At 44.5% G+C, this 13,795-nt stretch carries 6 protein-coding genes and 7 pseudogenes; 11 read left to right on the forward strand and 2 right to left on the reverse strand.

All coding sequences use genetic code 11. The features are described from left to right. Nucleotides 1–147: 147 nt before the first annotated feature. The 3 genes and pseudogenes from B7360_RS01490 to B7360_RS24900 all read left to right on the forward strand — a co-directional run. Nucleotides 148–560 (forward strand): annotated as a pseudogene (locus B7360_RS01490) (FAD-dependent oxidoreductase); the annotation flags it as partial. A gap of 239 nt (nucleotides 561–799) precedes the next feature. Next, complete coding sequence (locus tag B7360_RS01500; RefSeq protein ID WP_085342588.1) at nucleotides 800–1,186, forward strand: hypothetical protein; 387 nt, start codon at nucleotides 800–802, stop codon at nucleotides 1,184–1,186. 103 nt (nucleotides 1,187–1,289) lie between these two features. Continuing rightward, entirely contained in the window at nucleotides 1,290–1,424 is a 135-nt protein-coding gene (locus tag B7360_RS24900) for a transposase (protein WP_114149226.1), read from the forward strand. Between the two features lie 1,105 nt (nucleotides 1,425–2,529). Here the strand turns inward: B7360_RS24900 and B7360_RS01510 are convergent. After that, nucleotides 2,530–3,546, reverse strand: a complete 1,017-nt coding sequence (locus B7360_RS01510) for a CNNM domain-containing protein (protein ID WP_085342589.1) — start codon at nucleotides 3,544–3,546, stop codon at nucleotides 2,530–2,532. Further along, nucleotides 3,543–4,919: a hemolysin family protein gene (locus B7360_RS01515; protein WP_085342590.1), complete on the reverse strand. Its 1,377-nt coding sequence runs from the start codon at nucleotides 4,917–4,919 to the stop codon at nucleotides 3,543–3,545. The genes B7360_RS01510 and B7360_RS01515 overlap by 4 nt, the downstream gene beginning before the upstream one ends. Nucleotides 4,920–5,366: 447 nt before the next feature. On the opposite strand from B7360_RS01515, the pseudogene B7360_RS01520 reads away from it, so the two are divergent. The 8 genes and pseudogenes from B7360_RS01520 to B7360_RS01550 all read left to right on the forward strand — a co-directional run bounded on the left by B7360_RS01520 (nucleotide 5,367) and on the right by B7360_RS01550 (nucleotide 13,667). Next, nucleotides 5,367–6,284, forward strand: a pseudogene (locus tag B7360_RS01520) (IS5 family transposase). A 209-nt stretch (nucleotides 6,285–6,493) separates the two neighbouring features. Next, the gene (locus tag B7360_RS01525) at nucleotides 6,494–7,957 is read left to right on the forward strand and encodes a lytic polysaccharide monooxygenase (protein ID WP_371343559.1); all 1,464 of its coding nucleotides are present in this window, start codon (nucleotides 6,494–6,496) and stop codon (nucleotides 7,955–7,957) included. A gap of 158 nt (nucleotides 7,958–8,115) precedes the next feature. After that, nucleotides 8,116–9,354: pseudogene (locus tag B7360_RS01530) on the forward strand (IS256 family transposase). A 214-nt stretch (nucleotides 9,355–9,568) separates the two neighbouring features. Then, nucleotides 9,569–10,135: pseudogene (locus tag B7360_RS01535) on the forward strand (IS30 family transposase); the annotation flags it as partial. 60 nt (nucleotides 10,136–10,195) lie between these two features. Beyond that, nucleotides 10,196–11,119, forward strand: coding sequence for an IS5 family transposase (locus B7360_RS01540; RefSeq protein ID WP_085342593.1), 924 nt, complete (start codon nucleotides 10,196–10,198; stop codon nucleotides 11,117–11,119). 69 nt (nucleotides 11,120–11,188) lie between these two features. Then, a pseudogene (locus B7360_RS01545) lies at nucleotides 11,189–12,310 on the forward strand (ISAs1 family transposase). Nucleotides 12,311–12,329: 19 nt separating this feature from the next. Next, nucleotides 12,330–12,443: pseudogene (locus B7360_RS25190) on the forward strand (IS30 family transposase); the annotation flags it as partial. Nucleotides 12,444–12,542: 99 nt separating this feature from the next. Next, a pseudogene (locus B7360_RS01550) lies at nucleotides 12,543–13,667 on the forward strand (IS3 family transposase). The last annotated feature ends 128 nt before the right edge of the window (nucleotides 13,668–13,795 follow it).

A 13,795-nucleotide genomic window follows, 5' to 3' on the forward strand; every position in this document is an offset into this window, starting at 1 on the left:
GTTTTTATTATTACAAATCCGTAATAGTTATTTTCTTTTTCAGCTTATTATCATTTATTTGTAACTCAATATAATGCCCGCCATTCCAAGCGCATTTGCTGCGTTTTTGATTTTTATCTTTCGATGGATGGTTTCCGGGAGGGGAGTATGTCGAATTTTGTTGTTGTCGGTGGTGGTGCTGCGGGTCTAGAAATGGTCACGCGTTTAGCGAGCAGTTTTGCAGACAAATCTGACCATACCGTTACTTTGGTTGAGCCATCTTCTCATCACTTATGGAAACCAAGACTGCATGAGATTGCAGCGGGCACGTTTGATAATGAGTTAGATTCGGTTGCGTTTCGTCTTCATGCCGCTTGCCATGGTTACCAATATGTTCAAGCTCGCATGTCAGGCTTACAGAGGGCAAATAAAACGATTGCAGTGATCGCTGATTTCTCTCCAGAGCAAACATTGAAATACGATTACCTCTTGATTGCATTGGCGCGATAAGTAACGATTTCAAAATTCCGGGCGTAAGCGATCATTGCTTGTTCTTAGATGGGATCAGTAATAAAGATGAAATGGAAATATAGTGTTCACCACCTTATCTGTTATTGCACAAGCTGAACGCCACCTGATACTAGAAAGAATCAAAGAGGGACTAATAGAAGCGAAATTGAAAGTGATTAAGCTTGGACGTAAGCGAACATTGATTCGAAAACGACTCAACAATTTGTATACTCAAGGCGTAGGAGTAACTGACATAGAGAGGCAACTTGTTCCTGCTCATCAAAGTTCACTTAATTAGAAGGAATAAATCATGAATGTGGTTCGAAAATCTGCAGCGTGTGTATCGCTCGTTTTTTTTGTCGGCGGTTGTGGTGAAGCTATAAACAATGCTCATGTTGAGGTATTAACTCAAGGTAAGGCTATGGGCGAAACCTCAAGAGTACCGACAATGATAAAAAATGTACAAGGAGATACCGTATTAGTACTAACGCATGGATGGCGAAGTTACGACGATCCATGTCGAACAGTCGGCGAAACGGAAGAAACCTCTGATTACCTAGACCATACGACACGTCTCATAGCTTGCCCTGTTGGCGATGCGGGTATTGAAGATATAATCCATCAAATGCAAGGCAAGCTTTTAACTAAACTCGAAGGATATCAGTTGATTAGTATACCTAATCCGAGCTCTCTGTAATCTACTTTATCCGTGCACAGCGCTGAGTGACGTCAAATAGTGAATTTGACCACCTTATTAAGATGTGATGTATGATGATCTCGATACTAAAACTGGTGACATTATGACTAGGTGTGAAAGACGCACTTTTAACCCAGAATTTAAGCTTGAATGCGCTCAGTTAGTGCTTGACCAGGGGCGTACTTACAAAGAAACCTGCGAAGCAATGGGCATTGGAAAAGCCATACTAGAAAGCTGAGTAAGACTACTCAAAGCTGAAAGAGCTGGTAAAGCACCAAGAGCATCTCAATTGACTCCAGAGCAAAGAGAAATCTGCGACCTGAAAAAGAAAAGGAAATTCTAAAAAAGCTACTGTCAGACTCCCTGAACCGTTCTCGGTAATCGAGAAACTCAAGAAGAGTTATACTGTAAAACGGCTTTGTGAAGTGTTCGGGGGTTCATCGCAGTAGCTATCTTTACTGGGCAACTGGAGATAAATATCTATCGTCAGAGCGTGTACTTGTTCGTGCCGAAGTTCGCCGAGCTTATGATCTGGACAATGGTGAACCATTGCTGATATAGTAAAAGCGAGAGGCATTCCACTTAGTCGTTATCGAGCGAGTCAGTTGCCAACTACCGAAACATACGTACAAAAAAAACACAACAAGAACATGTTCATATACCCAACCAGTTAAATCGTCAGTTCGTGGTAACTGACCCGAATCAACTCTGGTTCGGTGCTGTGACGTGACAGAGATGGTCTTATCGGGTTGTGAAACCCAACGGTACGGTTTCGTACGTTAAGCATTAAATCAAACAGTTAGAACGGTATGGCGTTTAGTTAGACTCAAATTTAATGCAGGCACTTTTATTCCTATGTCGAGCTGTTAAATATTTATTAACACAAAATAAATATTAATGAGAAAAGTTAAACCAAGTCGAATCAAAATATTAACGGAATAAGAAGTCCATGAACTTTACTCCCGTCCCGAATTTAATCAGAATGATCGTGAAGAGTTTTACTTGATAGATCAGAGTATCGAGAAAGCGCTATCAAACATGGGAAAGATCGAAACTAAAATTTATTTGATTGGCTATTTCCGAGCCAAGCCTGTTGTGTCGCAATTTAGATTGCGAGACGTGAAACAAGATGTTGATTACATTTACGCTACTCACTTCCCAAACAGAAAACCTAAATATCCACTCATTGCTAAAAGCACATGAGTGGCACTGATCTTTAAGATGAACGAGCTACTCGGCTTCAAACGATTAACCAAATCAGCCGAGAAGGCGTTATTAGAAAGATTACAAAATGTGGCTACGATATGTACCTATTTGCGACAGAACCTTATCAACTCAATAGTTCAGCTTGCGGAAGTTGTAGGCAGAACGCGCTTTAAAATGTCGGCAAGTGTGACTACTCCGATCATTTTTTCGTCTTTACTCACGACCGCTAACTGGACACTGGCTTCGCGCATGCGGACGAGTGCTTCGTAGACCGGTGTTTTAGAGTCGAGTACATAAGCATTACGCGCCACTTCACGGGCAGGTCTATGTGCTGGCTCGAGTAACGTATCACGCACATGGACAACTAAAGGCTTTAGTCCACTGTTACCAAACACAAGAATACGCAAGTGTCCCGATGCTATCGCGGCTGCACGTATGTCCGCAACGGTGGCATTTTTGTCGACATGTGCCATCACCTGACCTTCAGTAACCAAAGAGTCAATTTGAATCGAGCTCAGTTCGATAAGACCAGAAAGCTGCTTTTGGATTTTTGGTTGCAGCGTACCAACGTTGCCAGAATGCTCTACCAACAGGCGAATAGTATTAATGTCTTGCCCGCCAACTGCCGCACTTTCCACCGGTTCAACACCTGAGGATTTCACTAAACGGTTGGCGATACTGTTAATCCAATTAAGTAATGGACGCAGTGGCCAAACATAGGTTCTCGCGACAATACCGATAGCCAGCGCTGATTTCTCAGGATGCGCAATCGACCATGACTTCGGTGCCATTTCGCCAACAACTAAATGAAGGAACGTCACGAAAAATAGAGCAAAGCCAAAGGCTGCGCCATCAGCTAGCCACTCTGGCATGCCAACTGCAGTAAAGACTGGACCTACCCATCGGTCCACAGCCGGTTTAGTGACCGCGCCTAATGCAAAGGTACAGAAAGTAATACCGAGCTGCGCACCGGCTAGCATTAGCGTCAGGTCGTTCATGCCTCGTAATGCTGCGCGTGCAGAGCGGCTTTCTAGCGCGATTTCTTGAAGGCGATGTCGGCGCGCACCCATTAACGCAAACTCGATGATGACGAAAAAACCACTTAATACAATCAGCGCAAAAGTAATGACAAAAACAATTAATGGGTCGCTCATCTCTTCTTCTCCAAGATTGATTTCTCTACCAATTTTACACGCACTTCAGTTGGAACATGGCGTTCGATACGCAGAACGCTTACTTCTAAGTGACGCAATAGTGGTTCGCCTGAAGCAAGCTCGGAAGGATCGATTGGCAGAGCGACAATAATCATTTCGCCATTAATAGGAAGTGCGCCTTTTTCGGCAATCAACATCCCGGCAATGGTTTCTACATCACGTCTTGATAGATCGTAACCAATCGCACGTTTCACTTCGTCAAGGTGGACATCGCCGGTCATTAACCAGACTTTGTCACTTTCCGCGACGACGGCATTGCTATTGTCCATATCGTGTTCGTCAGTGATTTCACCAACGATTTCCATCGCCAAATCTTCGATAGTCAACACACCAGCAAAACCGCCGTATTCATCGATAACACAAGCCAATTGGTTGGTTGATGTCACTAGCTGGTCTAGTGCATCAGGCAGCCTCATCAAAGTCGGCAAGACGGTCGCAGGGCGCATGACCGATGAAACGATAGCATCAGCATGCCCAGTTTCGATTTTATTCAGTACATCAGCAAGATGTACGACACCTACTGGCGCATCATCGTTATTGATAACCGGGTAGCGAGTATGAGCTTGTGCCATCAGCGATAAAAGCTCGGTAAGTGTCGTATCCGGCTCAACCCAACCCACTTTTGAACGAGGCACCATTGCGTGTTCGACATCGTGCGCTGGGAAGTCGAGGATGCGGTCCATCATCAACGAAAGCTCGACCGGCAAATCGCCGCTGTTGCGAGAGTTGGCGATGATATGGTGTAGATCTTCTTCTGAGGCACTGACATCTAAATCATGCACAGGCTCGATGCGCATTGCTCGCAATAGTAGGTTGGCAGACTTATCGAAAAAACTGATAATCCAACCAAACACGGACATATAAATCAGCGTTGATCGAGATAGCATGCGAGACATCGGCTCTGCGTTGGCAATGGCGAGGTTTTTCGGATAAAGCTCACCCAGGATCATTTGCACCACCATGGCGATGACTAAAGTTGCCACCGTACCGATGGCAATCCCCGTTTCGAGTTCCATGCCAAAGTTTTGCAGTAACACACCGAGGGAGCGACCGACCAAAGGCTCAGCGACAAAACCCAGTACAAGACCTGTAACCGTAATACCAAGCTGCGCACCTGACAGCATAAAACTAGTACGCTTTGTGACGGAAAGAGCACGTTTAGCGGCAGCATCGCCAGAGGCGGCGAAAGTGGCAAGTCTGGTTCTATCGACCGCCATATAGGCAAACTCTTGGGCAACGAAATAGCCATTTGTAGCAATAATTACCAAGATAAATAAAATGCCAAATAGAAGGGTAATTAGAGGTTCAATCATGGTTGGCCCCTCCTTTAGTAACACAGGTTTTTAAGGAGTTACACAGTTGAATTAAATCATTATACACACAGTATTCCTAAGGTAAAAACAGGAAGCGTAGTATATTTCTTCCGCAACAAAACCGTCCATTAATAGTTTTGTATCTCTTTGACAATAAAATGAGAACGGACGCTCCAGTAAGTAATTTTCTAAAAAAATCAAAAGTTTAGAGCAATATGATGGTGGAGGAGAAGTTTCTAGCAAGTTACCTTATGTTACAAATATCACCAGTTTGAGTATTGCTGAAGGCGTCAAAAAAGCGCGGAATACCATTCCTACTTGAAATTGCATCGGTGTTTACTGGCACTCAAAAACATCCTCCACACAGTGGCTTTGTTGCTTAAATCGATGGAACTAAATCTAGAAGCTACGATCTGATCGGCTACATCCATCAATCATCGTAGCCCCATGCCTAAACCTCGTTACAAAACAACTAACTGGAAGCAGTACAAAAGCCTTAATCAACCGTGGCTCTCTGACCTTTTGGATTGATGAGGAAACGATAACTGAGTGGAAGCAAAACAAACAAGGCAAGCGTGGTAGACCTCGCCGATTCAGCGACTTAGCCATTACTACCGCACTGATGGTGAAACGTATTTTCTCTATGCCATTGAGAGCGCTACAAGGTTTTCTAGACTCTGTATTTAACCTGGCTAACATCCCGCTTATTTGCCCGCACTACACCTGTATAAGCCGCCGAGCTATGGAAGTTGAGGTTTCATTTAAAACCAAAACCAGAGAAGCAATACAACACCTGGCAATTGATGCCACTGGCCTCAAGGTTTATGGCGAGGGTAAATGGAAGGTCAAGAAGCATGGTACTGATGGGAAGCGCAGAGTCTGGTGTAAACTGCATATTGCAGTAGATATAAACACTCACGAAATAGCCGCAGCAGAGCTGAGTTTATCTAACGTAACCGATGCGGAAGTGCTCCCAACTTACTCAAGCAGACGCGTCGTAAAATCATTAAAATATCAGGTGATGGTGCTTATGACACAAGGAATTGTCATGACGCGATACGGATTAAGCAAGCGGTTGCGCTTATCCCACCACGAGAAGGGGCAGCCTTCTGGGAACGAGGACATCCTCGCAACTTAGCAGTGGGTTGCCAGAAGCTCTACGGCTCTAACAAGAAATGGAAAAAGCGGTATGGTTATCATAAGCGCTCGCTCTCAGAGACAGCAATGTATCGGGTAAAACAGTTGTTAGGTGGGAAATTAAGCCTGAGGGACTACAACGCTCAAGTTGGTGAGACTTACGCTATGATCAAAGCGCTGAACAAGCTTACAGGGCTAGGTATGCCTGAAACTCAGTATGTTGTTTAAGAACTGAACAACATGGGGCTACCATGTCTTCTCATCGAATTAAGCAACAAAGCCTGTTTAAATCTGTAATTTTTTGTTAATAATTTTAAAAATAGAATTGAGCATATTATCGGTTTACCATATATATAATATTGGTAGAAAAAGCTAAAACAAAGGTATAAAAAGTGAAAACAAATAAAAATATTCTTCAAGCAGCAGTGGGTATCGCGATGCTATCTGCCCTACCAACTGCAGTAAATGCTCACGGTTGGTCAGAGTTTCCGAAGGCTCGACAAACTATATGTTTTGATCAAGGCGGAATTTGGTCTGGTAACCCACCAAACGCAGCTTGTGCTCAAGCAAAGGAAATCTCTGGTACTTATCCATTTGTTCAGCGTAATGAATTCGCTAAGAACATTACGGATTTCAACAATATGGCGGCAGTAAAAGCTGCGATTCCAGATGGTACGTTGTGTTACGCAAATGACCCTCAGAAAAAGGGCGTGGGCGCACCGCATACAGGTTGGACACGTACGGAGCTAAAGACAGGAACATTCGAATATGTGTTTAACGCGACCGCACCTCACAACCCTTCATTTTGGGAATTTTACCTAACCAAACCAGGTGCAGATCTGAGCAAGCCACTTGCGTGGGATGACCTACATCTTATCCAAACAGAGGGTAACGTGCCAGTAGGCGGTGATAAAAAGTACCGCATGAACGTAACAATTCCTTCTGATCGTTCTGGTGATGCGATTCTTTTTGTTCGCTGGCAGCGTGATGATTCGGCGGGTGAAGGCTTCTACAACTGTTCAGATATCTCTGTTGTAGGCGAAGAAACACCTCCACCAGAGCCACCGCCACAACCACAACCAGACCTTGAGAAAGGCGATCTTTATATTCCAGTTGATTTTGTCGGCCCAGATATAGGCGATACAGTGAAATATGACATCATCAACAAATACGGTGACGTAGCACGTAGCTTTGATATCGAAGTGAATGCATCAAACATCAACGATTGGGAACGTCTACTGGCTTCTGAAATCAACGGTTGGCACTCAGAGTTCCAAAAGGGCTCAGTCTTCATCGGTGATTGGCATGAAGAGATGTCACACTACATGTACTTCCAGAACGATCCATCACGTAACTTTTTTAACTCAAAAGATAGCCGTGCATCTGGGATGATTTCAGTTATTGATGGTGATGAAGGTGGTGTGGAGCCACTGACTGGTGACATCTACGAACTGGTTAAGAGTGACAAGATTGTAAATGCTGGTGACAAAGTGGTTATTGCAACTAGCGAAGCAGCGAACCTAACGCAAACTCAAGGTTCAGCAGTTAGCATTCAGAACAATGGCACGGCTTCTATCGTCGTTGATACAACGGCAATCACACAAAATGAAACACTGTCGTTTGTTGCAAATGCAGTAAACAGCGAGCGTGCAGAGACATTTACGTTTGAAGTTATTGCACACGACGGTACGGTAGACCCAGAACACCCAGAACACCCAGAACACCCAGAACACCCAGAACTAAGTGGTGATGCGTGGGATGCAGCGAAGACTTACCTAGGTGGTGAAGTAGTATCTTACGCTGACCAAAAATGGAAAGCTCAGTGGTGGATCCAAGGTGGTGACAATCCACAAGCAACTTACCAAAAAGACCAGTGGGGAGTTTGGCGTCCAGTTAACTAATCCCACTCGTTAAAGCCAAAAGGAATTGGCTAAGACAAGCATCAAATCCATCGCTCTTGCTAGATATGCTGATTTCTGGTGTATGGAAGAGAAAGGAAGTTGCGGTGTAATCTGTTGATGTGGTTCTCGCCAGAACGATTAACAGAAAGGTACACCGCATGACTAATAATACTGTTGTTTCACTGAATATACCACAAGACCTGCTTACAGAACTGATACGTCAAGGGGGATAGAGATTTGATTGAACAAGCTGTTGAAGCTGAGCTTCAGCAGCGACTAGCCCAATATCAGAGTGTAATGGTTGACGGAAAGCAAGCCGTCGTTCGCAACGGTTTCTTGCCTGAGCGAACCTTGCAAACAGGTGTCGGTGGTGTCGAAGTGCAAATTCCTAAGGTACGAGATCGCTCAGGGAATGGCGTCAAATTTAATAGCAATTTGATACCACCGTATCTCAAGCGAACAAAGAGCGTTGCAACACTGCTGCCGTTACTCTATCTCAAGGGGATATCTACGGGCGAAATGCTGGCTGTTCTGGAGTCTCTGCTTGGTAAGGATGCGCAAGGCCTATCAGCCAACAGCATCTGTCGCCTCAAAGAGCGCTGGTATGCTGAGTACGAACAGTGGCGTAAGCGTGACCTCGGTAGGCGTCGCTATGTTTACGTGTGGGCTGACGGTGTTTATGTCACGTTAGGATGGACGATAAGCTCTGCTTACTCGTCATCATTGGTGTCGGTGACACTGGACGCAAAGAAGTCCTTGGCGTTCTGGATGGTCATAGCGAGTCAGAAGCAAGTTGGACGGAACTCATTGAGCAGCTACGAGCGCACGGATTACAGCTAGCACCGAAGCTCGCCATCGGAGATGGCGCACTTGGCTTCTGGAAAGCGGTTGCGAAGTGCTGGCCTGAAACGACTCAGCAACGCTGCTGGGTACATAAGACGGCGAATGTGCTTAACAAGGTGCCCAAAAGCGTACAACCACGAATGAAGGAAGCACTGCAAGATATCTGGATGGTAGAAACTAGAGATGATGCTTATCACGCTTTCTCAACCTTCCAGAAGCGCTTTGAAGCCAAGTATCCAAAGGTAACCGACTGCTTGGTGAAAGATAAAGCTGAAATGCTGGCGTTCTACGATTACCCAGCAGAGCACGAGGTTCATATCAGAACAACCAACCCAATAGAATCGATGTTCGCCACAGTACGCTTACGCACGAACAAGACAACGAACTGTGGAAACAGAAAGACGACGTTGATGATGGCCTGCAAGTTAATGCGCAGTGCAGAGACGAAGTGGCGTCGTCTACGAGGTTCTGCACTCCTAGCGGATGTTGTGAAAGATGTTCGCTTCATCAATGGAGTGAAAGAAATGGAGACTCATCAACAGGCTACTTCATGATCTCCATACACCACCTTTGACAATAGCTCTTAGGATAAGTTCAGTTAATTCATTCGATATGAGACAAAAGTTAGCATGGAAGAAGCCCGAAGTATGAAACAATTAAAACCCGAACTCAGATAATAAGTGCGATACTTCATGGGTAGGACTGAGGAAGACAGCCAATTGTTGAGATTGGTATGCTCTTCTGACCAAAGAAACAAGCAGTTCCAACATGAAGTATCAACAATTGACTGAAGGGAAAAGATACCAGATTTCAGTTCTTTTAGAACGAGAGGTATCAATAAAAAATATTGCTCTTGCCATCGACTGCCATAGAAGCTCTGTTTATAGAGAACTTAGCCGTAATAGCGAAAAAGCAAATTACTGCCCTCAAACCGCTCATCAAGCCTGCATTGAGAGAAGGCGTCAGGCTCCAAAGTACATAATACCCTCGGAGCGAGTTGAGTTCATCCGATTGTTGATTGAACACGATTGGAGTCCTGAGCAGGTTTCAGAAGTATTGACGGCTTCAGGGATGCCACTCAATCATGAATGGATTTACCATCACATTGCAAATGACAAAGCAATGGGTGGCAAGCTTTATAGGCATTTAAGACAAGGTCATAAGCGATACCGTAAAGGCAAAAGAACCAAGGCAGAAGCCATTAAGAATGCTGTCTCGATAGATGACAGGCGTTCCTTTGTTGATAGTCGTGAACGCTTCGGTGATTGGGAAATCGATACGGTGTTAGGTAAGCATGGGACTGGTGCTATCGTGACGACTTTGTTGCGTAATTCAATGGAACTAAATCAAGAACCTACGATCTGATCAGCTATCTCCACTCTCTCTAGTAGTCCTATGCCTAAGCCTCGTTATAAAACAACCAACTGGAAGCAATACAACCAATCACTCATTAACCGTGGTTCTCTGACCTTTTGGATTGATGAAGAAGCAATAAGCGGGTGGGCGCAAAGCAAACAGAATAAGCACGGGAGGGCGCGTCGGTTCAGTGATTTAGCTATCACGACAGTACTTATGGTCAAACGAGTTTTTTCCATGCCATTGAGAGCGCTTCAAGGATTTATCGACTCGATATTTAGGTTAGCTCATGTACCGTTAAGTTGTCCGCATTACACCTGCATCAGTAGTAGAGCCAAGCAAGTTGAGGTTTCATTTAAGACTAAAGCGAGAGGAGCAATACAGCGCCTAGCCATTGATGCTACTGGCCTTAAGATTTATGGCGAAGGTGAATGGAAAGTCAAAAAACACGAGACGAATGGCAAGCGTGGAGTCTGGCGAAAGCTTCATATTGCCGTCGATACCAACACTCATGAGATCATTGCCGCCGAGCTAAATTTATCGACGGCTACAGATGGAGAAGTACTCCCGAACTTACTGAAACAAACATGCCGAAGTATCCTTGAGGTGTCTGGTGGTGGCGCTTACGACACAAGAGCGTGTCACGCTGCTATTAAGATTAAGCGAGCTGTTGCGCTAATTCCCCCACGAGAAGGGGCCGCCTTCTGGGAGCGTGGTCACCCTCGAAATCTCGCCGTGGGTTGCCAGAAATTATACGGCTCAAATAAGTATTGGAAAGAGCGGTATGGATACCACAAACGTTCACTCTCAGAAACAGCGATGTATCGAGTTAAACAGTTGCTAGGAGGACGATTGAGCTTAAGAAATTACAATGTCCAGTTGGGTGAAACTTGCGCGATGATAAAAGCGTTGAACAAACTTACTGGATTAGGTATGCAGGGTGAGATCGTGAACGTTTTTTAAGCAAAATGACGACTAATTTGACGATCCTATTTAGCTGTGATCTTATACTCCCTTTTTAGGGAAAGCATCATGCACATCGATCACTTCAAAGAACATTTTCAAACGATTACTGATCTACGCCAAAGCCCTAAGGTCACTTATTGCCTCTTCGAAGTCCTTTTTGGCTCGCTATGTGCGGTGATTGCTGGCGCGAAAGGCTGGTTTGATTTCCGTGAATACATTCTCGGTCATCATAATTGGTTCAAGCGCAATGGCCTATTTTTACATAGTGTTCCTGTAGATGACACGATTGCTCGAATAATCTCAACGATTGACCCCGAGCAGTTTCATGAATACTTCATTAACTAGATGTCATCAATACACATCCTTACCGAAGGTCAAGTGGTTACGATTGATGGCAAAAAACTTCGAGGCTCATACAATCGTGAAGACAGGGCGAGCACCATTCATATGATCAGTGCTTATGCTTCGTCAAACAAGCTCGTGTTGGGACAGCTGAAAACCGAAGCAAAAAGCAATGAGATTACAGCGATCCCCGAACTGATAAAGATGCTTGATATTAAGGGAACCTTAGTAACCATTGATGCTATGGCTTGCCAAACTAAAATTGCTAAAACCATTATAGAGCAAGGTGGCGACTACATGCTTGCCGTAAAGAGCAACCAAGGAAAACTCCGCCAAGCAATAGAAAAGGCGTTCTCTTCTCAGAGAGCTAATATAGCTGATGACCTTTCTCTTGAGCAAGGACATGGGAGTATAGAATCTCGCCAATGCTATGTTTTTGATAGTACGAAACTTGAAAGTGACTTCTCTCGCTGGAAAGACTTGAAGAGCATAGTTATGGTTGAAAACTTTCGCGTTGAGAAGGGCAAATCTGTCGATCTAGATTACCGTTATTACATCAGTTCAAAAAAGATCAGTGCAGGGCAAGCAGCGATGGCAGTCAGAGAACATTGGGGCATAGAATCAATGCACTGGGTGCTTGATGTAACCATGAATGAAGATGCGTGCCAGATATACAAAGACCACGGAGCAGAGAACCTATCATGCTTACGTCATATGAGTTTGAACATGCTCCGAGAAGAACCAACCAAGCTAAGCATTATTGGTAAGCAAAAGCGCTGCATTATGAATACAACGATGCTAGAGGCAGTATTAAGTGCTGGTTTTAGTCAAATGGTGAAAAACTAGGCACTCATGCGCTCACCCTGTAACAGACAGAGATATTGAATTCGCTTTATCGCGGATAAATTATCGACCGAAAAAGTGTTTGGACTTCAAGAAACTAGCTATTGTCTTTAAAGAAATGGTATTGGCTGCTTGATATTGTCGAGTGTTGCACTTTGCAGTTGAATTAGGGATAAACCGCACCAGCAGTTTTGGACACCGAGTTAAGTGAGTACAACCACTAACGAGGTGAACCATGACAAGCAAGATAAAACGTATTATCCATTCCCCCTGAATTTAAAGCAGAGGCCCTGAAGCTAGCAGGTAAAGTGGGAGTAGCAGCTCTCGTTACACGAATCCCAGGTCTACGGTTTGCGTAAGGCTGCGAAGAAAGACACCAGTACCAGTTAGCGGGAAAAAGGTCTAGCCGCTGAAGTCGCCAAACTTAAAAGGCAACTTGCTGAGCAATCTGAAGAGCTAGATAAAGTAAAAAGGTCGCCACCTACTTCACTAAAAATCTAAAGTAGATTGCTACGAATTTATGCTTGACACTTGCTGTGCCTCAATGTTGTACGTATGGCTAAGGTGTTCGGGGTATCTCGAAGTGGGTTTTGTTATTAGATTAAGCACCATCACAAGGCTATTCAACGCGAGGCAAATAGCCAAGAGCTTGATACCAAGGTCAAGGATGCGTTAGACAGCAGCAAAGGCTGAGATGGTGCGAGGCGCATTCAAAAAGAACTGGCTGCAAACTGTGATAATCATAATGTTAAAACCATTGCAGTCAGTATGAAGCGTCAGGATTTGACTCTGAAAGCCGCACGCAAGTTTAAGTGTACAACAGACAGCAAGCATAAAATGCCTGTTGCTTCGAACCTGCTGGCTTAGGACTTTAACGCAGCGGATCCGGGGTGGGTGACATCGCCTACGTTGCCACAAGCGAAGACTGGCTGTACTTGTCGGTAATTACTGATCTTTACTCAAGAAATGTAGTCGGCTGGTCTATGGATACCAGAATGACTGCTACGCTGCTCTGCGATGCGTTATCAATGGCCTTGTTCCGTCGCTGATTCCTTGAGCAAGTTATAGTTCACAGTGATCGAGGTAGCCAGTATTGCTTAAAAGACTATCGGGACCTCATAATCGCTTATAATCTAAAGCAAAGTATGAGTAGAAAAGGGAACAGCTGGGACAACGCTTGTGTTGAGAGCTTCTTCCATTCAATAAAAGTTGAAGCGATCCAATATGAGCCGATCATGAAGCGAGACGAGATGCACCAAGCGATCTTCGAATATATAGAGGTTGATTATAATCGGACAAGAAGGCACAGGCTCTTGGGTATCTAGGCCCTGTTAACTTTGAACAACAACATGTCGCTTAATTAAGTGTCCAGTCGAGCTGGAGCAGATCAGATAAGTAGGCTAATTAATTTTAAGCATCCTGTCGAATGTGAGCTACCCTCTATCGGCTTTATGAATGGAAAATGACTGCTATATTCACCTATCATTC

It is taken from the genome of Vibrio sp. ArtGut-C1 (assembly GCF_002105475.1).
GTDB lineage: Bacteria > Pseudomonadota > Gammaproteobacteria > Enterobacterales > Vibrionaceae > Vibrio > Vibrio diabolicus.

Bases quoted from the DNA above. Each gene is read 5' to 3' on its own strand.
- B7360_RS01525 (WP_371343559.1), top strand. From the start codon at position 6,494: ATGCTATCTGCCCTACCAACTGCAGTAAATGCTCACGGTTGGTCAGAG.
- B7360_RS01510 (WP_085342589.1), bottom strand. From the start codon at position 3,546: ATGAGCGACCCATTAATTGTTTTTGTCATTACTTTTGCGCTGATTGTA.
- B7360_RS01540 (WP_085342593.1), top strand. From the start codon at position 10,196: ATGCCTAAGCCTCGTTATAAAACAACCAACTGGAAGCAATACAACCAA.
- B7360_RS01500 (WP_085342588.1), top strand. From the start codon at position 800: ATGAATGTGGTTCGAAAATCTGCAGCGTGTGTATCGCTCGTTTTTTTT.
- B7360_RS01515 (WP_085342590.1), bottom strand. From the start codon at position 4,919: ATGATTGAACCTCTAATTACCCTTCTATTTGGCATTTTATTTATCTTG.
- B7360_RS24900 (WP_114149226.1), top strand. From the start codon at position 1,290: ATGACTAGGTGTGAAAGACGCACTTTTAACCCAGAATTTAAGCTTGAA.